The organism is Paenibacillus sp. NPDC058174 (genome assembly GCF_042883865.1).
Lineage (GTDB): Bacteria > Bacillota > Bacilli > Paenibacillales > Paenibacillaceae > Pristimantibacillus.
The window spans coordinates 14741-34115 of sequence record NZ_JBHVUY010000004.1; the positions used below are offsets into that span (position 1 = coordinate 14741).

The 19375-nt window shown below is 51.0% G+C and carries 16 protein-coding genes and 1 tRNA gene; 15 read left to right on the forward strand and 2 right to left on the reverse strand.

The window, feature by feature from the left end:
- The first annotated feature begins 978 nt into the window (after positions 1 to 978).
- The 10 genes from hisF (at position 979) to ACFVVF_RS19410 (ending at position 11333) form a co-directional block, all read left to right on the forward strand.
- Positions 979 to 1737 (forward strand): imidazole glycerol phosphate synthase subunit HisF, encoded by a 759-nt coding sequence (hisF, locus tag ACFVVF_RS19365; RefSeq protein ID WP_387813220.1) that lies wholly within the window; start codon positions 979 to 981, stop codon positions 1735 to 1737.
- Positions 1734 to 2450 (forward strand): bifunctional phosphoribosyl-AMP cyclohydrolase/phosphoribosyl-ATP diphosphatase HisIE, encoded by a 717-nt coding sequence (hisIE, locus tag ACFVVF_RS19370; protein WP_387813223.1) that lies wholly within the window; start codon positions 1734 to 1736, stop codon positions 2448 to 2450. Before hisF ends, hisIE begins: the two co-directional genes overlap by 4 nt.
- A 409-nt stretch (positions 2451 to 2859) precedes the next feature.
- Positions 2860 to 3810: a ribose-phosphate diphosphokinase gene (locus ACFVVF_RS19375; RefSeq protein ID WP_387813226.1), complete on the forward strand. Its 951-nt coding sequence runs from the start codon at positions 2860 to 2862 to the stop codon at positions 3808 to 3810.
- Positions 3811 to 3951: 141 nt separating this feature from the next.
- On the forward strand, positions 3952 to 5730 hold the full coding sequence (locus ACFVVF_RS19380) for a tetratricopeptide repeat protein (protein WP_387813229.1): 1779 nt from the start codon (positions 3952 to 3954) through the stop codon (positions 5728 to 5730).
- 248 nt (positions 5731 to 5978) lie between these two features.
- A complete protein-coding gene (trxB, locus tag ACFVVF_RS19385) occupies positions 5979 to 6926 on the forward strand; it encodes a thioredoxin-disulfide reductase (RefSeq protein WP_387813232.1) in 948 nt (315 codons plus the stop codon).
- 185 nt (positions 6927 to 7111) lie between these two features.
- Positions 7112 to 8062: an ROK family glucokinase gene (locus ACFVVF_RS19390; RefSeq protein ID WP_387813235.1), complete on the forward strand. Its 951-nt coding sequence runs from the start codon at positions 7112 to 7114 to the stop codon at positions 8060 to 8062.
- Positions 8063 to 8125: 63 nt separating this feature from the next.
- Positions 8126 to 9010 carry an RNase adapter RapZ gene (rapZ, locus tag ACFVVF_RS19395; RefSeq protein ID WP_387814264.1) on the forward strand — a complete coding sequence of 295 codons (885 nt, stop codon included), beginning with the start codon at positions 8126 to 8128 and terminating at the stop codon, positions 9008 to 9010.
- A 33-nt stretch (positions 9011 to 9043) separates the two neighbouring features.
- Positions 9044 to 10009: a gluconeogenesis factor YvcK family protein gene (locus tag ACFVVF_RS19400; RefSeq protein ID WP_387813238.1), complete on the forward strand. Its 966-nt coding sequence runs from the start codon at positions 9044 to 9046 to the stop codon at positions 10007 to 10009.
- A gap of 7 nt (positions 10010 to 10016) precedes the next feature.
- Positions 10017 to 10946, forward strand: coding sequence for a DNA-binding protein WhiA (gene whiA, locus ACFVVF_RS19405; RefSeq protein WP_387813241.1), 930 nt, complete (start codon positions 10017 to 10019; stop codon positions 10944 to 10946).
- Between the two features lie 117 nt (positions 10947 to 11063).
- Complete coding sequence (locus tag ACFVVF_RS19410; RefSeq protein ID WP_042168817.1) at positions 11064 to 11333, forward strand: HPr family phosphocarrier protein; 270 nt, start codon at positions 11064 to 11066, stop codon at positions 11331 to 11333.
- 193 nt (positions 11334 to 11526) lie between these two features.
- Here ACFVVF_RS19410 and clpP read toward each other — a convergent pair whose 3' ends face one another.
- Entirely contained in the window at positions 11527 to 12111 is a 585-nt protein-coding gene (gene clpP, locus ACFVVF_RS19415; protein ID WP_387814266.1) for an ATP-dependent Clp endopeptidase proteolytic subunit ClpP, read from the reverse strand.
- A 996-nt stretch (positions 12112 to 13107) separates the two neighbouring features.
- Positions 13108 to 13182, reverse strand: a tRNA-Arg gene (locus ACFVVF_RS19420).
- A gap of 261 nt (positions 13183 to 13443) precedes the next feature.
- On the opposite strand from ACFVVF_RS19420, the gene ACFVVF_RS19425 reads away from it, so the two are divergent.
- The 5 genes from ACFVVF_RS19425 (at position 13444) to gpmI (ending at position 19363) form a co-directional block, all read left to right on the forward strand.
- On the forward strand, positions 13444 to 14484 hold the full coding sequence (locus ACFVVF_RS19425; RefSeq protein WP_387813243.1) for a sugar-binding transcriptional regulator: 1041 nt from the start codon (positions 13444 to 13446) through the stop codon (positions 14482 to 14484).
- A gap of 97 nt (positions 14485 to 14581) precedes the next feature.
- Complete coding sequence (gene gap, locus ACFVVF_RS19430; RefSeq protein ID WP_387813246.1) at positions 14582 to 15586, forward strand: type I glyceraldehyde-3-phosphate dehydrogenase; 1005 nt, start codon at positions 14582 to 14584, stop codon at positions 15584 to 15586.
- Positions 15587 to 15831: 245 nt separating this feature from the next.
- Positions 15832 to 17013, forward strand: coding sequence for a phosphoglycerate kinase (locus ACFVVF_RS19435; RefSeq protein ID WP_387813249.1), 1182 nt, complete (start codon positions 15832 to 15834; stop codon positions 17011 to 17013).
- Positions 17014 to 17068: 55 nt separating this feature from the next.
- On the forward strand, positions 17069 to 17824 hold the full coding sequence (gene tpiA, locus ACFVVF_RS19440; protein ID WP_188889270.1) for a triose-phosphate isomerase: 756 nt from the start codon (positions 17069 to 17071) through the stop codon (positions 17822 to 17824).
- Entirely contained in the window at positions 17825 to 19363 is a 1539-nt protein-coding gene (gpmI, locus tag ACFVVF_RS19445; RefSeq protein ID WP_387813252.1) for a 2,3-bisphosphoglycerate-independent phosphoglycerate mutase, read from the forward strand.
- The last annotated feature ends 12 nt before the right edge of the window (positions 19364 to 19375 follow it).

Genomic DNA, 19375 nt, shown 5'->3' on the forward strand with positions numbered 1-19375 from the left:
AATTGTTGGCTTCCAGCGAAGCAGCTTCGCAAATTAGCGAAGAGAAGTTCGTTGTAAGAGCTAATGCGAAGGAGTTACTTTGGCGGAGCGAAGGGAATTTCGCAGTTGGCGAACCTAGGTTAACGAAAAGCGAAGCCAGCTTCGCTAAATGGAGATTAGCCTTCCTTTTCGAGTCCAATAGCGAAATTGGCTTCGCAAAATAGCGAACCAGCTTCGCTGCGGACATTAAATGCTGTGGCTGATGCCTATACCCTACGTGTTTCAGATTATGCGAACCATAGCCGCTAATAAGGAAACTAACTTCGCTAACGTACTTGCTCCTTGCACTAAAGCAGCAGAATAACGAATCAACTTCGCAAATTAGTGAAACTAACTTCGCTACGGAGCTTAACTGGAGCAATTATTGATCTCCAGCGAAGCAGCTTCGCAAATTAGCGAAGAGAAGTTCGTTGCAAGAGCTAATGCGAAGGAGTTACTTTGGCGGAGCGAAGGGAATTTCGCAGTTGGCGAACCTAGGTTCACGAAAAGCGAAGCTAGCTTCGCTAAATGGAGATAAGCCTTCCTTTTCGAGGCCAATAACGAAATTGGCTTCGCAAAATAGCGAACCAGCTTCGCTCCAGACATTGAGCGCTGCGGCTGATGGCAGCATTCCTACGTGTTGTACATGATTTGGCGAACTAAAGTCGCTAATAAGGAAACTAACTTCGTTAACGTACTTGCTCCTTGCACTAAAGCAGCAGAATAACGAACCAACTTCGCAAATTAGTCAAACTAACTTCGCTGCAGAGCCCAACTCGATCAATTGTTGGGTTACAGCGAAGCAGCTTCGCCAAATAACGAAACTAACTTCGCTGCGAAGCCCAACTCAAGCAAGCAATCGTTGGCCTCCAGCGAATCACTATCGCTTACAATTTCATAAAGAACATCCAAAGCAGCGCTACATAGCGCTGCTTCAACCAAGAGGGAGGAGAGTGCAATATGCTGGCCAAACGTATTATTCCGTGTCTGGACGTGAAGGACGGACGTGTAGTGAAGGGCGTAAACTTCGTCAACCTGCGTGATGCAGGGGATCCGGTTGAACTGGCGTCCACCTATGACCGCGAAGGAGCCGATGAGCTCGTATTCCTCGATATTTCCGCCTCGGTCGAAGGCCGTGCGACGATGATTGAAGTCGTGAAGCGGACGGCAGGCGAAATTACGATTCCGTTCACGGTTGGGGGCGGCATCTCTCATGTCGACGATATGAAGAGACTGCTGCGGGCAGGCGCTGACAAGATCGCGATCAACACAGCCGCGATTCTGAATCCGTCGCTCGTTCGCGACGGCGCCCGCAAGTTCGGCTCGCAATGCATCGTTGTCGCCATTGACGCGAAATACAACGAAGCATGGGGCGAATGGGAAGTATTCACGCACGGCGGCCGGAAAGAGACCGGGATCAAGGTACTGGAATGGGCGCGCGAGGTTGAAAAGCTGGGCGCAGGCGAAATTTTGCTTACCAGCATGGACGCGGACGGCACGAAGGACGGCTTCGACTTGAAGCTGACGCAGGCCATTTCCGATTCGGTGGGCATTCCGGTTATCGCTTCCGGCGGAGCGGGCAAGATTGAGCACTTCGGCGACGTGTTCCAGCAGGCGCATGCCGATGCGGCGCTCGCAGCAACGATTTTCCACTATAAAGAAATGACAATCCGCGAGGTAAAAGACGACCTGCGGCAGAAAGGCGTGGAGGTTCGATGACCGACCAAGATCAATTGAAACTGCAGGAGCTTGCGTCCTTGATCAAATGGAACGAGGACGGCCTCGTCCCGGCCATCGTTCAAGATGCTCAGAGCAAGGAAGTGCTTATGCTCGCTTATATGAATGCGGAGTCGCTGCGGTTGTCTGCGGAGAACGGCGTGACCTGGTTCTGGAGTCGCTCGCGGAATGAGCTGTGGAACAAGGGTGCAACAAGCGGCCACACGCAGCGCATCCGCTCGATGTCATATGACTGCGACGCCGACACGCTGCTTGTGAAGGTTGACCAAGTTGGACCGGCATGTCACACTGGCAAGTACAGCTGTTTCTTTAACGATATTGAGGTGCAGGGTGCGGATGCTGCCAGCCAGCAGAGCGAAGAAGCGGACCGTTTCGCAATTCTCGGCAATCTCGAAGGGGTAATCGCAGAGCGTTATGCGGAGCGCCCGGAGGGAGCTTACACGACGTATTTGTTCGAGAAGGGTCTCGATAAAATATTGAAAAAAGTAGGCGAGGAAGCGACGGAGGTCATCATCGCAGCGAAAAACGGCGATAACGACGAGCTCCGTTCCGAGGCCAGCGACCTGTTGTTCCACCTTCTCGTATTGCTGCGTGAACGCGGACTTCCGCTGGATGACGTGATGCGGGAGCTGAACGGACGCCATGGCAAGCCGGCCTCCAACAATGCAATGAAACGTGAGCAGGCAGGCGGCTAATGGCCGCTGCCGGCCATTAAGCCGATTGGCAGAAGCGGGCTCCACCGGAGCCAGCTAATGCCGACCGGCTTTTCCACTGTCTCCCCCGCATAAATCGGACAATACGCTGATCATACGAGCGTCCGGTGTTGAAAGATGTCGGTTTTGTCCGGTTACTGACGATAAAGAGTCGAAAATTGCCAATAGCTGATTTTTGAAATATCGTAAATACAATGTATAATGGTATAGTAAAGACGAAATGGCTGGCGTCTTGTAGGGGAGACGCAGCATTTTATCAAGGCGGCCGGCTTGCCGCGATGCCGAAAACAGCCGGCGCAAGCAAGCTTTTGCAGAGGGTACCAGCCCATGCCAAAAGCTCGACGTCATGTCAAATTTTATTAATTGGTTTTAAAACGCTCAGGAGGGTATCATGTTAAGCGACAAGTTGCGTATTTTCTCGGGTTCGTCTAATCCGGTTTTGGCTCAAAAGATCGCCGAGGACTTAGGGTTGACACTCGGCGCTATCAAAATGTCCCGTTTTAAGAGCGGGGAAGTGTACGTTCACTACGAAGAAACGATTCGGAACTGTGACGTATTCCTTGTTCAATCTTTTTCTCATCCGATCAATGAGCATTTCGTAGAACTGCTTGTTATGATTGATGCGGCAAAACGGGCATCCGCCAAAACGATTAACATCATTATGCCGTACTACGGGTATGCCCGTCAGGAACGGAAAGCTGCGCCGCGCGAGCCGATTTCGGCCAAAATGGTGGCAGATGTGCTGACGACGGTCGGCGCGAACCGGGTCCTCACGATTGACCTGCATGCACCGGCTATTCAAGGCTTCTTCAATATTCCGGTAGATCATATGACAGCGCTGGATTTGCTCAGCGACTACCTGAAATCGAAGAACATCAAGAACCCGGTTGTCGTTTCTCCGGATGCGGGACGAGCTTCCACAGCTGAGAAGCTTGCCAACTACCTCGATACTTCGTTTGCCATCATGATTAAAAAACGTCCTGCGCATAACGAATCGTCCATTACGCACGTAATCGGCGACGTTAAAGGGCAGACGCCAATCATTATCGAAGACTTGATCGATACGGGCAACACGATCGTAAACGTAGTGGAAAGCTTGAAGGAACGCGGTGCGGAAGACGTGTATGTATGCGCAACTCATCCGTTATTTTCCGGCAATGCGATTGAGCGTTTGGATCATCCCAATATTAAAGAAGTCGTCGTAACCGACTCCATTCTGCTGCCGGATAACCGTCCGGACCGCTTTACGGTACTCTCGGTTGCACCGCTTCTTGCAGAAGCAACAAGAATTATTATCGAAGGCGGTTCAATCAGCACCCTCTTCAAAAATGCCGGCGTATAACGCCGAATTGAATAGCAATTAACGGAAAATCGCGGGCGGTTATTATAACGTCCGCGATTTTCCCACATATTCTTTCGTGTTAGGATAGGCGTTGCTATGGTATAATCGTAGAAAATCAGAAGATCGGGAGGTGCCTTGCCGGTGAAGGAGAAGAAACGAGCTGCCTTGGAACAGCCAACGAAAATTATACCGATACAATGGGACGCGACGTTTTTTTTCGAGAGGGCGGTACGATCACTGGACCGTTACCACTATGACAAGGCACTCAAGTATTTCCGGAGAGCTGTGGAATACGAGCCGGACAATCCGGTTAACCATTGCAATATGGCAGGTATTTTATCTGAAATGGGCAATTACGAGGAGTCCAATCGCATTCTGAATTGGATCGTCGATGAACTAGATCCGACAATGACGGAATGTCATTTTTATATGGCGAACAACTACGCCAATATGGAGCTTTACGAGGCGGCCGAAGGCGCGCTTGTGCATTATCTGGAAGAAGATATGGACGGCCAGTTTCTGGACGAAGCCGAAGAGATGATGGATCTGCTCCACTTCGAGCTGGAGCGTCCCACCCGTCTTACGAGCATCAAGTCCCGTGAAGGGATGGTCGAGCATGATCAGGCGCGCATGCTGCTGGAAGAGGGCAAGTTTGCCGAGGCGGTGCGGATTTTAGAGCAGATTATTGATGCGCAGCCTGAATTCCTTGCGGCACGCAACAACCTGGCGCTGGCGTTCTACTACATGGGCTTGTTCGACAAAGCGATGGATACGATCCGTGAAGCTTTAGAAATCGAGCCGGGGAATTTGCATGCCCTGTGCAATCTGGCGATTTTCTATCAGCACAAAAGCGATACCGAGCAGCTGGCGCCGCTGGTGGAGATGCTGGTTAAGACCATGCCGTTCCACCAGGAGCATGTGTTTAAACTGGCTACAACTATGGGCATCTTAGGAGAACATGAGTCTGCTTACCGCCATTTCACCCGGCTGCTGAAGGATACTTCGCTGCCGCAGGACCCGTGCTTGTATCACTATGCGGCGGTAGCGGCCTGCAATATCGGGCGCTATACGGAGGCGGAGCGCTTGTGGAAGCAAGCGGCGAAGCTGGACCCGGATTCGGGCATCCCTCGCTACTATATGGAACAGCTGGAGCTTGTCAAAGGCGGCGAGCATAACGCTTCGATCAGCTATCATTACCATCTGCCGTTCGAGGAGCAGTTCAAGCTGTGGGAAAATGCTTCCGAGGGCTTGCCTGACCATATGAAGCGGGATCCGCTCGTGCGTTCCTCGTTCTTCTGGGCGCTGCGCCACGGCGATCAGCATACGAAGCTTCAGGTCATTCAAGCGCTTGGCATGATTGCCGATAACGAAGTGAAGGATGTGCTTCGCTCCTTCCTGCTGGAGAAGGACGAGGACGATTACTTGAAGCGGATTGCGATCTTCGTTCTTCGCACGATTGGCGTTCAAGAGCCTCTTCAAGCGGTGCTTGAGGGCAAATCGACCGTCATCGAGCCGAACCGGGTTCCTTCCAGGCTGCCGGTATGGGAACAGAAGTGGCAGGACGTCGTGGAGACGGCGCTCGTTCGCATGAACAAGCATTACGATCTCGTGCAACAGCATGACTTGATGACGCTGTGGGTCGAGTTTTTGTCCCGGGTCTATCCCGACGTGCCGAAGCTGACCAAGGTTGAAGGCTGGGCAGCTGCACTAGAATATCTAACGGCCAAAATGCATCGCCGTACGATCTCTTACCACGAGGTGTCGCAGCGGTACAACACTTCCATTGCAACGGTAAGCAAGAACGTGAAGAAAATCGATGAAGTTTGCGGCATCAAGGAAAAAATGAAGTCGCTCAGCTCCGTTTTCTCCATTGCGGATGTCCAATCGGCCAGCGACTCTGATTCCGACTTGCTGGTATAGCAAGTCTAATCTCGCCCCACTCTCACCCCCCTCAGTTCATGAGGGTTGAACGACTTTTTATTAGAACTGGCCATGATGAAGCGAAGCGGCCATATCGTCCTGGAGAAGCGACAGCGTTCGCTTTTGTCCACGAATGGTCCCCATAGGGGACTTTGTTCAAACCATTCGGGGGCAATGGCGATCGGAAGGACGATATGGCGGCACAGCGGCAGTCATTGAGCATCCATATAAACGGAGGTAAACCCAACATGTACAAATCCATTATTATTGGTACAGGCCCTGCCGGCCTGACTGCAGCGATCTATCTGGCACGCGCGAACATGAATCCTCTTGTTATCGAAGGTCCTGAGCCAGGCGGCCAGCTGACAACGACAACAGAGGTCGAGAACTTCCCGGGCTTCCCTGAGGGCATCATGGGTCCCGATCTGATGGCGAACATGCGCAAGCAAGCGGAGCGTTTTGGCGCCGAGTTCATTACAGGCTGGGTAAACAGCGTGGACATGTCAGAGCGTCCTTTCAAGCTGCAGGTGGAAGGCAAAGGCGAATTCGTCAGCGAGACGCTCATTATCTCGACCGGCGCATCGGCGAAGTACCTCGGCATTCCGGGCGAGAAAGATAACGTAGGACGCGGCGTAAGCACATGCGCAACCTGTGACGGATTCTTTTTCCGCGGGAAAAAGATCATCGTCGTGGGCGGCGGCGACTCCGCTATGGAGGAAGCAAGCTTCCTGACTCGCTTTGCGACGAACGTTGAACTGGTCAACCGTCGTGAAGAACTGAGAGCTTCCAAAATCATGCAGGATCGCGCTAAAGACAATGAAAAAATTAGCTGGAGCCTGAACCGCACGCCGCTTGAAGTTGTGGCTAACGGCATGGGTGTAACGGGCCTTAAAGTCCGCGATAACGAATCCGGCCAAGAAGAAGTTATTGAGACCGACGGGATTTTCATCGCTATCGGCCACACGCCGAATACGAAATTTCTGGATGGACAAATCGATACGGATGATCACGGCTACATTAAAGTGAAGCCAGGAACCTCCGAGACGAACGTACCAGGCGTATTCGCTTGCGGCGACGTACAGGACAGCAAGTATCGCCAAGCGATTACGGCTGCGGGCAGCGGCTGTATGGCAGCTCTGGACTGTGAACGGTATCTGGAAGGCCACATTACGCAAGACTGGAGTCAGTCTTTGTAAAAGATTTGGAGCTTGCCTTTCGAGCCCTTTTCGCGGGAACTGCAATTCCTGCGGACAGGGCTCTTTATATGAAGGAGCCGCGGCAATACGCGCCGCAGGCTGGCAGCACGTTGTCTTGACCGAACAAGTGCGTTCGCTTATAGTTGGATACAGAGAAGATAACCTATTAATGAGGTGGACTAGTAATGTCTGAGAAGATTTACGTTGGTGTCGATGTAGGCGGAACCGCCATTAAAGTCGGAATTTGCAATCAGGAAGGCGAGCTGCTGCAGACGTACGAAGGGCCGACGGAAACAGCAAAAGGCACAGATGTGATCCTTCAAAATATTGCGCAATATGCCAAGAATATTGTGGAAGAATCGTCATATAACTGGGAGCAAGTGGAAGGCGTTGGCGTGGGTATCGCAGGCTTCCTCGATATTCCCCGGGGCTATGTTAAATTCGCTCCGAACCTGAAGATTCGCGACGTAAATTTGAAGGATTATTTGGAAGACACGCTTCAAGTTAAGGTGCTTGTGAATAACGACGCTAACGTAGCGGCGCTTGGCGAAGCATGGGCTGGAGCTGGCAAAGGCATTGACAACTGCGTCTGCTATACGCTGGGAACTGGTGTAGGCGGCGGCATTATTATCGGCGGGAAAATCGTCGAGGGCTTTGCCGGCATGGCAGGCGAGCTTGGGCATATTGCAATCGTGCCTGATCTGGAAGCGATCCAATGCGGCTGCGGCAAGATGGGCTGCCTGGAGACCGTATCTTCGGCAACTGGCATTATTCGCATGGCGAAAGACGCGGTGGAGCGTGGAGACCGTACGACGTTGTCCCTCGTTGAAAATATTATGGCGAAAGACGTTATCGATGCTGCCAAAGCGGGCGACGAAGTGGCTGCACGTATCGTTAACCGCGCCGCTTACTATTTGGGCCGTTCGATGGCGGTTCTCGCTGTCGTATTGAACCCGGAATGCTTTATTATCGGCGGCGGCGTATCCAAAGCCGGTGATTTCCTATTCGATCAAATCCGTGAAGTATTCGAGAAATATACGCAAAACGAAGCAAAAGACGGCGTGAAAATCGTAGCGGCAACGCTTGGCAACAACGCCGGCGTAGTAGGCGCGGCAGGACTTATTCTGCGCGCGTAGCAGCAGATGCAGCAGACGACCCCGTTGATTGCAGCAAGCGCAGCGGGTCAAGAGGAGGAAGTTATGGAAGCGGGAGCGATGTCGAAGCTGGTCATTATTACAGGGATGTCGGGAGCGGGAAAGACCATAGCCGTACAAAGCCTGGAAGATCTCGGTTTCTTCTGTGTCGATAATTTGCCTCCGGTGCTCATTCCGAAGTTTGCGGAGCTGATCGAGCAGTCGAACGGTAAAATCGGAAAAGTCGCGCTTGTTATCGATTTGAGAGGCCGCGAGTTTTTTACCGCATTATCGGAATCATTGAATTTCATCAAAGATCATTTTACGATCAGCTGCGAGATCTTGTTCCTCGATGCGAAGGATGAAGTGCTCGTTCAGCGTTACAAAGAAAGCCGTCGCCGTCATCCGCTGAACCCGGAGGGCATGCCGCTGGAAGGTATTCGAATGGAACGCCGCATGCTGGAGGACCTGAAGGGCTCCGCTTCGCTGGTGATCGATACGAGCAGCATTAAGCCGGCTTTGCTGAAAGAGCGGATTGTGTCCCGGTTTACGAATCTGGAGCAAAACAGTCTTCAAATCAATGTGACGTCTTTCGGCTTCAAATACGGCATTCCAATTGACGCCGATCTCATTTATGACGTTCGTTTTCTGCCGAACCCGCATTATATTGAGCATCTGCGTCCTAATACCGGGCAAACGCCTGAGGTTTACGAGTATGTGATGAAATGGCCCGAGACGCAGGCGTTTCTGACAAAGCTGGTGGATATGCTTCAATTTCTTATTCCTTTATATCATAAGGAAGGCAAAAGCCAGGTTGTCATTGGAATTGGCTGTACCGGGGGCAAGCACCGTTCGGTAGCCATTGCTGAATATTTGGGAAGAGTGCTCGGCAGCAGCGATACGGAGCGTGTTCGTGTCAGCCATCGCGATGCCGACAGAGATAAGCATTGACGAGGTGATGTGATGCAGAGCAGGCATAAAATAATGAGGCGGCCCAAAATTGTCGTCATCGGCGGAGGAACCGGCCTGTCGGTTATGCTCCGCGGATTGAAGGAGAAGCCGCTCGATATTACGGCAATCGTAACGGTTGCCGATGACGGCGGCAGCTCCGGCATCCTGCGCAGCGAGCTGCAGATGCCGCCTCCAGGCGATATCCGAAACGTGCTGATGGCGCTTGCGGATGCGGAGCCGCTTCTGACGGAAGTGCTACAGTACCGGTTCAACAACGGCACGGGATTGGCTGGACATAGTCTGGGCAATCTTATGCTGGCGGCAATGACCGATATTGCTGGCGACTTTGTTACCGGCATTCGCGAGTTGAGCAAAGTGCTTGCGGTGCGGGGGAGAGTTCTGCCTGCAGCGGATCAAGCAATTGTACTGAAGGCAGAAATGACCGATGGCACGATTGTAGAAGGCGAATCAGTCATTCCGAAATCGGGCAAAGTCATTAAACGCGTCTTCGTGGAGCCAAGTGACGTAGAGCCGTTGGCGGAAGCGGTGGAAGCGATTGAGCAGGCCGATGCGATTCTAATCGGTCCCGGAAGCCTGTACACGAGCATCATTCCGAATCTGCTCGTGCCGAAGCTCGCGCAAGCAATCTGCGACTCTGAAGCGGTGAAGCTGTTTGTCTGCAACGTGATGACGCAGCCGGGCGAGACCGACAACTACACGGTAAGCGATCATCTGGATGCGATCTATGAGCATATCGGCCATCATCTTTTCGACTATGTTATCGTGAATGATGGCGAGATTCCGCCTCAGGTCGAAGACAAATATGCAGAGATGGGCGCCAAGGCGGTTCATCTGGATCTGGATGAAGTAACGAATAGAGGCTACGAGGTTATTGCCGACCGGCTTGTCCTGTTCCGGACATTCCTGAGGCATGATGCGGAGCGTTTGAGCCATCATATTTATAAGCTAGTGGAAAACTGGATGCTTAGGAAGAGGTGAAAAAACGATGTCATTTGCGGCGCAAACAAAAAAAGAACTAACTTTGGTTGAGGCGGACGCCTGCTGCGAGCGAGCGGAGCTGTCGGCACTCATCCGAATGAACGGTTCTGTCAGTGTATCCAGCCGCAAGGTCGTTCTGGACATCTCTACGGAAAATGCGGCTATCGCGCGGCGGATTTACTCGCTGCTGAAGAAGCATTATGAAGTGCATACCGAGCTTCTCGTCCGTAAAAAAATGAGGCTCAAAAAAAATAACGTGTACATTGTCCGTATTCCGTCAAGGGTACAAGAAATTTTGAGCGAGCTTCGGATCGTTTCTGAAGGATTCGTCTTCAATTTGGGCATTAATAAAGACATTATTCGTAAGCCTTGCTGCAAACGCTCTTACTTGCGCGGAGCTTTTCTAGCCGGCGGCTCGGTTAACAATCCGGAGGGTTCATCTTACCATCTGGAAATTTCGTCGATGTACGAGGAGCATTGCAATGCCCTTGTCGATCTGGCAAATAAGTTCGAGCTGAATGCACGATGCATCGAGCGGAAGAAGGGCTTTATTTTCTACATCAAAGAGGGCGAGAAAATTATTGAGCTGTTGAACATTATCGGCGCTCACCAGGCCTTGTTCAAGTTCGAAGACGTTCGCATCATGCGCGACATGCGTAATTCGGTCAACCGGATCGTGAATTGCGAAACCGCGAACCTGAACAAGACGATTGGCGCGGCGGTTCGGCAGATCGATAATATTAAGCTGCTCCAGAAGGAAATCGGTCTGAACAATCTTCCCGATAAATTGAAGGAAGTGGCGGAGATTCGTCTCCAGCATCCCGATATGAACCTGAAAGAGGTCGGCGAGCTGCTCAAGGGCAATGTCAGCAAGTCCGGCGTCAATCATCGTTTACGAAAAATTGATGAGATGGCAGAAAAAATACGCAATGGGTGAACTTTTATCCTAGTGCATCCTTTGGTATAATGATATAATGATGTACAAAACGGCTTCATTACATGACATGTGAATGTAGATGCTTTATTTGATTATGATATAGGGGGTATGGTTTCCATGACAAGGCTTCCGGTTGTCGTTCGTCTTAAGACGGGACTACATGCTAGACCAGCAGCACTTTTCGTTCAAGAAGCGAACAAATTTTCCTCAGAAGTATTTGTTGAGAAAGACGACAAAAAAGTGAATGCCAAATCGATTATGGGAATTATGAGCTTGGCGATTAGTTCCGGTACTGAAGTATTCATTAGCGCGGAAGGTTCCGATGCCGAGCAGGCTGTAAACGCTTTAGTCGCACTCGTCAGCAAAGAAGAGCTCGAGAACCAATAATCGCTTGTTTTCGTTGAATTTTACTAAGAATTTAAAGGGGCTGTCGCTGAAGTCTGTAAAGACTAAGGCAGTCTTTTTTTATTTTTGCGAAAAATGACTGAAATTGACGGCCCGTGCTGGCCGAGACTCGATATATAGGAAAAAAAGGCGGCGCCCATTGCTGGGTGCCGCCTTTTTCGGTATGCGTTGCAAATTATTGTACTTTCTCGATGACTTTGTCGACGAGTCCGTATTCCGTTGCTTCTGCCGCGCTCATGAAGTAGTCACGGTCGGTGTCGCGCTCGATGCGCTCGAGCGGCTGGCCGGAACGTTCAGCCAGAATGCCGTTGAGCTTGTCGCGCATTTTCAGAATGCGGCGGGCGCGGATTTCGATATCGCTCGCTTGGCCTTCTGCGCCGCCAAGCGGCTGGTGGATCATGACTTCACTGTTCGGCAGCGCATAGCGTTTGCCCTTCGCGCCAGCCGTCAGCAGGAAAGCGCCCATCGAAGCGGCCATGCCGACGCAGATCGTCGATACATCCGGTTTAATGTATTGCATCGTATCATAGATAGCCATACCTGCCGTAATCGAACCGCCAGGGCTGTTAATGTAAAGGGAAATATCTTTCTCGGGATCGTCAGCCGCCAGGAACAGCAATTGCGCGATGATCGAGTTGGCCACGACATCATTAACGCCAGTGCCGAGGAAGATGATGCGATCCTTCAGAAGCCGCGAATAAATGTCATAAGCGCGTTCTCCGCGATTGTTTTGCTCAATAACCATAGGAACGAAATTCATGTCCAACGTAAGTCCCTCCTCGATAATTACAAAGATGATGTTGCCGTAATCCCATAATAGCGGATTGCATTTCAAAAGTCAAAGATAGTCAAACCATTGTTTTTGGACGCTGAATTGGCGCGGTTTGATGGTTTTATGACCATTACGAGTAAATGAAACGGGCCAGTTTATCGTTGGAACATTAAAGTGCTTCAGGAGCAATAAGTGTCGTCATCTTAGGAAACCCGAGTACCGGGAGTTATGGCAGGCAGTGGTGTAAAACATTGATTTAAATAGTGATCGCTGACCTTAGGCCAGGAGTGGCGGGTTCGGAAAAAACCATTGCTCAAATGCTGCACCAAATGTTCCAGTCTAGAGAGCGGTTGGAGTAACCTGTGGTTTGTTGTGTTGTTGCGAGGCAAAGCGGAGATCGGAGTGGCGCAGCTTCAATAATTCATTTAGGTGCCGATAAAACCTTTTAATGGGGGTGATTCCCCATTCAAAACAAATCAAAATGTAAAAGTGCAGTTTGAAAAGCCTGATTTCCTCTAAAATGGCGTTCAAAATGCAAAAGTGCATTTGAAAGAGGCGTATTTCGCCGAAATCGAGCTAAATCGGGTAAACAAAATGTATTTTTGCATTTTGAGGGGCTGAAACAGCGGATTTGAGCAAATCAAAATGCACTTTTACATTTTGACGGGCAGCAGCTCCATAAATACGCAGTTACGATGACAGTGTTAGAGGGTAAAGATGTGATAAGGAGATATATGAGCAAATGGGATGGTGATGCAAAAACTTGAGATAGTGGAAATGTTGATGGATACTAAGCATAACATTTGCGGCATGTGCAGAGCAGGTTGTTGAACAGGCTAGAGGGTATTAGGGACAGGGGAGGATAGGTTAGACTCACTAGCAAAGAAGGACAAGCCGCATAACCGCCGTAATACGGCTAAGATACACAAATATACAGATGCAAAAAAACCGCCCCGGGAGGGCGGTTAGCATTCATAAGTAGTATGGCGCGCCCGCTAGGAATCGAACCTAGATCTCAGGCTCCGGAGGCCTACGTCATATCCATTGGACCACGGGCGCACATATAAATGGAACAGCAAAATTTAGTATATGATATTCTGGTCGGGAAATCAAGAGCTCTGAGAAAAATAAATTTGAGAAAATGGTGGCGGTAACCGTTTTCACGTTCAAATGTTCGCTTGCTAACGTTAAAACTTTTAGCTAAAATAAAGGTGGGACTTAAAATGAGCATGCGGGACATATTGAGTCCAACGTCCTATATAAACAAAATGCTCATCACCGTTCCAAAACGCAGTGAGCCGATGGAGTGAATAATAGAGGATGCGCCAGATTATTGAACTGCAGCAGCAGCTTCTCCCGGATTTGCTCGAAGTGATGCGGAAGCGGTACTCCATCTTGAATCAGGTTCAGCTGTCTGATCTGATTGGCAGGCGGACCTTGGCTTCGTCATTATCGATGACGGAACGGGTGCTGCGTGCGGAGACCGATTTTCTGAAATCGCAAGGCTTGCTAGAGATTCACCCCACGGGAATGCGGATAAGTGAGGCGGGCCGAGAGCTTCTAGAGCAATTGGAGCCTTTCTACACGACGATGTTCGGCTTATCCGAACTGCAAGAAAAGATTCAGACCGCTTTCGGTTTGCCGCAAGTCATTGTAGTGGCTGGGGACTCGGAACAGTCCGCGCAAACGAAACGGGAGCTTGGACGAGCTGCATGCCAAGTGCTTCGCAAGGTTATGGAGCCCGGAGATGTAGTGGCTGTAACCGGCGGAACTACGATTGAGCAGGTAGCTAATCAGTTGACAACTTCAGCTCCGCTGAAGACGAACTGGTTCGTACCGGCAAGAGGCGGCCTCGGCGAAAGTCTCGACTACCAAGCAAACACAATCGCCTCAACAATGGCAAAGCGCACCGGTGCCAATTACCGGCTGCTGCATGTACCGGATCATTTGGGCGAAGAGGCGTATGCCTCGATTATGCAAGAGCCCAACATTCGCGAGATTGTCGATGTCATTCGAAGCTCACGAATCGTCGTGCATGGCATCGGAGATGCCAAAGTGATGGCCCGCAGGCGAAGGCTGAAGCCGGAGCTGCTGGATGCGATGACGAGAGACGGAGCGCTGGCGGAGGCATTCGGGTACTATTTTGACCGCGAGGGACGGGTTGTGCATCAAATGCAGACGGTAGGATTACGTTTGGATGATATTGTGAAGACTGAGGTTGTTATCGGTGTCGCCGGCGGCAAAAGCAAAGGTGAAGCGATCGCAGCGGTGATGCGTTTCGGCCACAACGACGTGTTAGTCGTAGACGAAGCGGCAGCGCTGGAAATCGTATCGATTATCGAGCAAGAACAGTCGAAGTAAATTTGTGTCTTAACGGTTTGTGGCGGTCACCTGGGATAGCTGCAGAACGTTTTGAAAATACATTTAGCCCTTAAAAAACATTTAGGAGGAAATAACAATGGTTAAAGTTGGTATTAACGGATTTGGCCGTATCGGCCGTAACGTATTTCGCGCGTCCCTGAGCAACCCTGAAGTAGAAGTGGTAGCAGTAAACGATCTGACTGACACAAAAACACTGGCTCACCTGCTGAAATATGACACAACGCATGGCGTGCTTGACGCAACGGTAGAAGCTAAAGAAGGCGCAATCGTAGTTAACGGCCGCGAAATCAAAGTTTTCGCTGAGCGTAACCCTGAGAACCTTCCTTGGGCTTCCGTAGGCGCGGAAATCGTTGTTGAATCCACAGGTATCTTCACAGCTAAAGAAAAAGCTGAGCTTCACTTGAAAGGCGGCGCGAAGAAAGTTATCATCTCCGCTCCTGCTACTAACGAAGACATCACAGTTGTAATCGGCGTTAACGAAGACAAATACGATCCAGCTGCTCACACAGTTATCTCGAACGCTTCTTGTACGACTAACTGCCTGGCGCCATTCGCTAAAGTACTGAATGACAAATTCGGCATCGTTAAAGGCATGATGACGACTGTTCACTCGTACACGAATGACCAAGCAGTACTGGACGTTCCACATAAAGACCTGCGCCGCGCTCGTGCTGCTGCAGAAAACATCATTCCTTCCTCGACTGGCGCAGCAAAAGCAGTATCGCTGGTTCTGCCAGAACTGAAAGGCAAACTGAACGGTATGGCTATGCGTGTTCCTACACCTAACGTTTCCGTAACAGATCTGGTTGCTGAACTGAAAGTTGACGTTACAGTTGAAGAAGTTAACGCAGCATTCAAAGAAGCTTCCGAAACTTCGCTTAAAGGCATCTTGAACTACAACGAACTGCCGCTCGTATCGAGCGACTACAACGGCGACCCTGCTTCCTCCACAATCGACGCTCTGTCGACTATGGTTGTTGAAGGCAACATGGTTAAAGTCGTTTCCTGGTATGACAACGAGTGGGGCTACTCGAACCGCGTAGTTGATCTCGCTGCTTACATCGCAAGCAAAGGTCTGTAAGACTAAGGGAGCTTGTTCCCCTAATTGCAAGGAACGCTTGCATCCCGGATCATTCAATGATCCGGGATGCGCTTAGTCTGCAGCGCTCCCGGTAACGCGAGGGGCGAAGCAAACGGCGTTCCTTCTTCATGAAGGAACGCCGTTTCTATGCCTGCGCATTTGCCGCTTTATAATCTCGGTGTCCATTCCTTGTCCTTACTTAACAGGTTCGACCGAATAAGCAACCAATCAGGAGGGTATACGATATGAATAAGAAAAGTGTTCGTGACGTAGAAGTATCCGGCAAACGCGTATTTGTTCGCGTAGATTTCAACGTGCCGCTCGAAGATGGCAAAATTACTGATGACAAACGGATCCGCGAGACGCTTCCGACAATCAACTTCCTGATCGAAAAAGGCGCAAAAGTCATTTTGGCAAGCCACCTGGGCCGTCCAAATGGTCAAGTTGTGGAAGAGCTTCGTCTGACTCCTGCTGCAGAACGCCTCTCCGAGCTGCTGGGCAAACCGGTTGCGAAAGCTTCCGAGTCCACAGGCGAAGCGGTTAAAGCGCAAATCGCGGCTTTGAACGAAGGCGACGTATTGCTGCTTGAAAACGTTCGTTTCAACGAAGGCGAAGAGAAAAACGATTCGCAGCTGGCACAAGCTTTTGCTGATCTGGCTGACCTGTATGTCAACGACGCATTTGGCGCCGCTCACCGTGCGCATGCATCGACAGAAGGCATTGCACACCACCTGCCGGCCGTATCCGGCCTTCTGATGGAAAGAGAGCTGGATGTACTGGGCAAAGCACTGAACAACCCTGAGCGTCCATTCACGGCGATCGTAGGCGGTTCTAAAGTTAAGGACAAAATCGATGTTATCAACAAAATGATCGAGATTGCCGACAACATCATCATCGGCGGCGGCTTGTCCTACACGTTCTTCAAAGCACAAGGCCATGAAATCGGCCAATCGCTCGTTGACAACTCCAAGCTGGATCTGGCGCTTGAGTTCATCGAGAAAGCGAAAAAGCTGGGCAAAAACTTCCTGATTCCTGTCGACATCGTAGTAGCTGACGATTTCAGCAAAAACGCGAACACAAAAATCGTTAGCATCGACAGCATTCCTGCAGACTGGGAAGGCATCGACATCGGTCCGAAAACGCGTGAAATTTACGCTGACGTTATCAAAAACTCCAAGCTGGTTGTTTGGAACGGACCAATGGGCGTATTCGAAATCGAGCCATTCTCGCACGGCACGCAAGCTGTAGCAAATGCTTGTGCCGAAACAGAAGGCTATACGGTAATCGGCGGCGGCGACTCCGCTGCAGCAGCTGAGAAATTCGGCCTGGCTGACCGTATGAACTTCATCTCGACAGGCGGCGGCGCTTCCCTCGAGTTCATGGAAGGCAAAGTGCTTCCTGGCGTTGTAGCTCTTAACGATAAATAGTCTTACCTTCATATAGCTTCATCCGGAATGAATAATGAATTTAGGAGGCAATACGATGAGCAGAAAACCAATCATTGCAGGCAACTGGAAAATGTTCAAAACCGTATCCGAAGCCGTTTCTTTCTTCTCCGAAGTAAAAGGCAAAGCAGAGGTTGACGGTGTAGAAAGCGTAATCTGCGCTCCATACACAACGCTTCCGGCTTTGGTAGAGGCAGCAAAAGGCACGTCGATCGCGATCGGCGCGCAAAACCTTCACTTTGAAGACAATGGTGCATTCACAGGCGAGATCAGCGGCGTTATGCTGAAGGATCTTGGCGTGAAGTATGTGATCATCGGCCACTCCGAGCGTCGTGCTTACTTCGCGGAAACGGACGAGATCGTCAACAAAAAGACGCATGCGGCATTCAAGCACGGCTTGACGCCAATCGTCTGCGTAGGCGAGCATCTTGAAGAGCGTGAAGCGAACCAAACGAAGGATGTCGTTAAAGTTCAGACTGAAGCGGCTTTCCAAGGTTTGTCCGCAGCACAAGCAGCTGAAGTCGTTATCGCTTATGAGCCAATCTGGGCGATTGGCACTGGCAAATCTTCGACTTCCGAAGACGCACAAGACGTAATCGGCTACATCCGCGGCGTCGTTGCAGGCCTGTATGACGAAGCGACTGCAAACGCAGTACGCATTCAATACGGCGGCAGCGTGAAGCCTAACAATGTTGCGGAATACATGGGCCAAGCGGACATCGACGGCGCTCTCGTCGGCGGTGCAAGCCTGGAGCCAGCATCCTACATCGCTCTCGTTGAGGGGGCCAAGTAAATGGCAGCTCCAAAACCTGTAGCACTCATTATTTTGGACGGCTTCGGCCTTCGCGACGATGTGACGGGCAACGCGGTCGCACAAGCGAAAAAGCCGAACTATGATCGTTACTGGTCGACTTACCCGCATACGACGTTGACGGCATGCGGCGAGGCGGTAGGCTTGCCGGAAGGCCAAATGGGCAACTCTGAGGTTGGCCATTTGAACATCGGTGCAGGACGCATCGTGTACCAAGACCTGACCCGGATCAGCAAATCGATCCGCGACGGCGAGTTTTTCGACAATGAAACGCTGCTTGGCGCTGTGCGCCATGTGAAAGCGAACAATAAGAAGCTTCATCTGTACGGCCTCGTGTCTGACGGCGGCGTACACAGCCATATCGCGCATTTGTTCGCACTGCTAGAGCTGGCGAAAAAGGAAGGACTCACTGAGGTTTATGTGCATGCCTTCTTGGACGGCCGTGACGTAGCACCGGATAGCGCTAAAGGTTACCTGGAGCAGCTGCAAGCGAAGATCGAAGAGGTTGGCGTAGGCCAAGTCGCAACGGTTCAAGGCCGTTACTATGCGATGGACCGCGACAAGCGCTGGGAGCGTGTTGAGAAGTCGTACCGTGCCATGGTTTATGGCGAAGGTCCAACGTCCACTGACCCGATCAAAGCGGTAGTTGAATCCTATGAAAATTCGGTTTATGATGAATTCGTTATGCCAACGGTTATCGTGGGCGAAGACGGCAAGCCAGTTGGTCTCGTGGAATCGGAGGACGCGGTTATTTTCTTCAACTTCCGCCCCGATCGCGCGATTCAATTGGGACAAGTATTTACGAACGAAGATTTCCGCGGGTTCGACCGCGGCGATAAAGCGCCGAAAAACTTGTATTTTGTCTGCTTGACGCTGTTTAGCGAAACGGTTGGCGGCTTTGTTGCGTATTCACCTAAGAATCTCGACAACACGCTGGGCGAAGTGCTCGTTCAGAACGGCAAGAAGCAGCTGCGCATCGCCGAGACGGAGAAGTATCCGCATGTTACGTTCTTCTTCAGCGGCGGCCGCGACGCGGAGCTTCCGGGTGAAACCCGTGTTCTGATTCCTTCTCCAAAGGTTGCTACTTATGACCTTAAGCCGGAGATGAGCGCTTATGAAGTTGCGGCTGCGGCTGTCAGCGAGATTGAAGCTGACAAGCACGACGCAATCATTCTGAACTTTGCTAACCCTGATATGGTGGGTCACTCCGGCATGCTGGAGCCGACGATCAAAGCGGTGGAAGCGACGGACGAATGCCTCGGCAAAGTGGTAGAAGCGGTTCTTGCCAAAGGCGGTGTAGCGATTATTACAGCTGACCATGGCAACGCAGATATGGTGTTCGACGAGAATGGCCGTCCTTTCACGGCGCATACGACGAACCCGGTTCCTTGCATCGTGACTCGTGCGGGAGCAGAGCTTCGCGAAGGCGGCATTTTGGCCGATCTGGCACCTACAGTACTTAATCTGCTGCAGCTGTCCAAACCGGCAGAAATGACCGGAACGTCGCTCGTTCAAAAGTAATAACCAACGACT

What these genes read in the sequence shown, in the direction of transcription:
- hisF (WP_387813220.1), top strand. Translation starts at nt 979, where the DNA reads ATGCTGGCCAAACGTATTATTCCGTGTCTGGACGTGAAGGACGGACGT.
- hisIE (WP_387813223.1), top strand. Translation starts at nt 1,734, where the DNA reads ATGACCGACCAAGATCAATTGAAACTGCAGGAGCTTGCGTCCTTGATC.
- ACFVVF_RS19375 (WP_387813226.1), top strand. Translation starts at nt 2,860, where the DNA reads ATGTTAAGCGACAAGTTGCGTATTTTCTCGGGTTCGTCTAATCCGGTT.
- trxB (WP_387813232.1), top strand. Translation starts at nt 5,979, where the DNA reads ATGTACAAATCCATTATTATTGGTACAGGCCCTGCCGGCCTGACTGCA.
- ACFVVF_RS19390 (WP_387813235.1), top strand. Translation starts at nt 7,112, where the DNA reads ATGTCTGAGAAGATTTACGTTGGTGTCGATGTAGGCGGAACCGCCATT.
- rapZ (WP_387814264.1), top strand. Translation starts at nt 8,126, where the DNA reads ATGGAAGCGGGAGCGATGTCGAAGCTGGTCATTATTACAGGGATGTCG.
- ACFVVF_RS19400 (WP_387813238.1), top strand. Translation starts at nt 9,044, where the DNA reads ATGAGGCGGCCCAAAATTGTCGTCATCGGCGGAGGAACCGGCCTGTCG.
- whiA (WP_387813241.1), top strand. Translation starts at nt 10,017, where the DNA reads ATGTCATTTGCGGCGCAAACAAAAAAAGAACTAACTTTGGTTGAGGCG.
- ACFVVF_RS19410 (WP_042168817.1), top strand. Translation starts at nt 11,064, where the DNA reads ATGACAAGGCTTCCGGTTGTCGTTCGTCTTAAGACGGGACTACATGCT.
- clpP (WP_387814266.1), bottom strand. Translation starts at nt 12,111, where the DNA reads ATGAATTTCGTTCCTATGGTTATTGAGCAAAACAATCGCGGAGAACGC.
- ACFVVF_RS19425 (WP_387813243.1), top strand. Translation starts at nt 13,444, where the DNA reads ATGCGCCAGATTATTGAACTGCAGCAGCAGCTTCTCCCGGATTTGCTC.
- gap (WP_387813246.1), top strand. Translation starts at nt 14,582, where the DNA reads ATGGTTAAAGTTGGTATTAACGGATTTGGCCGTATCGGCCGTAACGTA.
- ACFVVF_RS19435 (WP_387813249.1), top strand. Translation starts at nt 15,832, where the DNA reads ATGAATAAGAAAAGTGTTCGTGACGTAGAAGTATCCGGCAAACGCGTA.
- tpiA (WP_188889270.1), top strand. Translation starts at nt 17,069, where the DNA reads ATGAGCAGAAAACCAATCATTGCAGGCAACTGGAAAATGTTCAAAACC.
- gpmI (WP_387813252.1), top strand. Translation starts at nt 17,825, where the DNA reads ATGGCAGCTCCAAAACCTGTAGCACTCATTATTTTGGACGGCTTCGGC.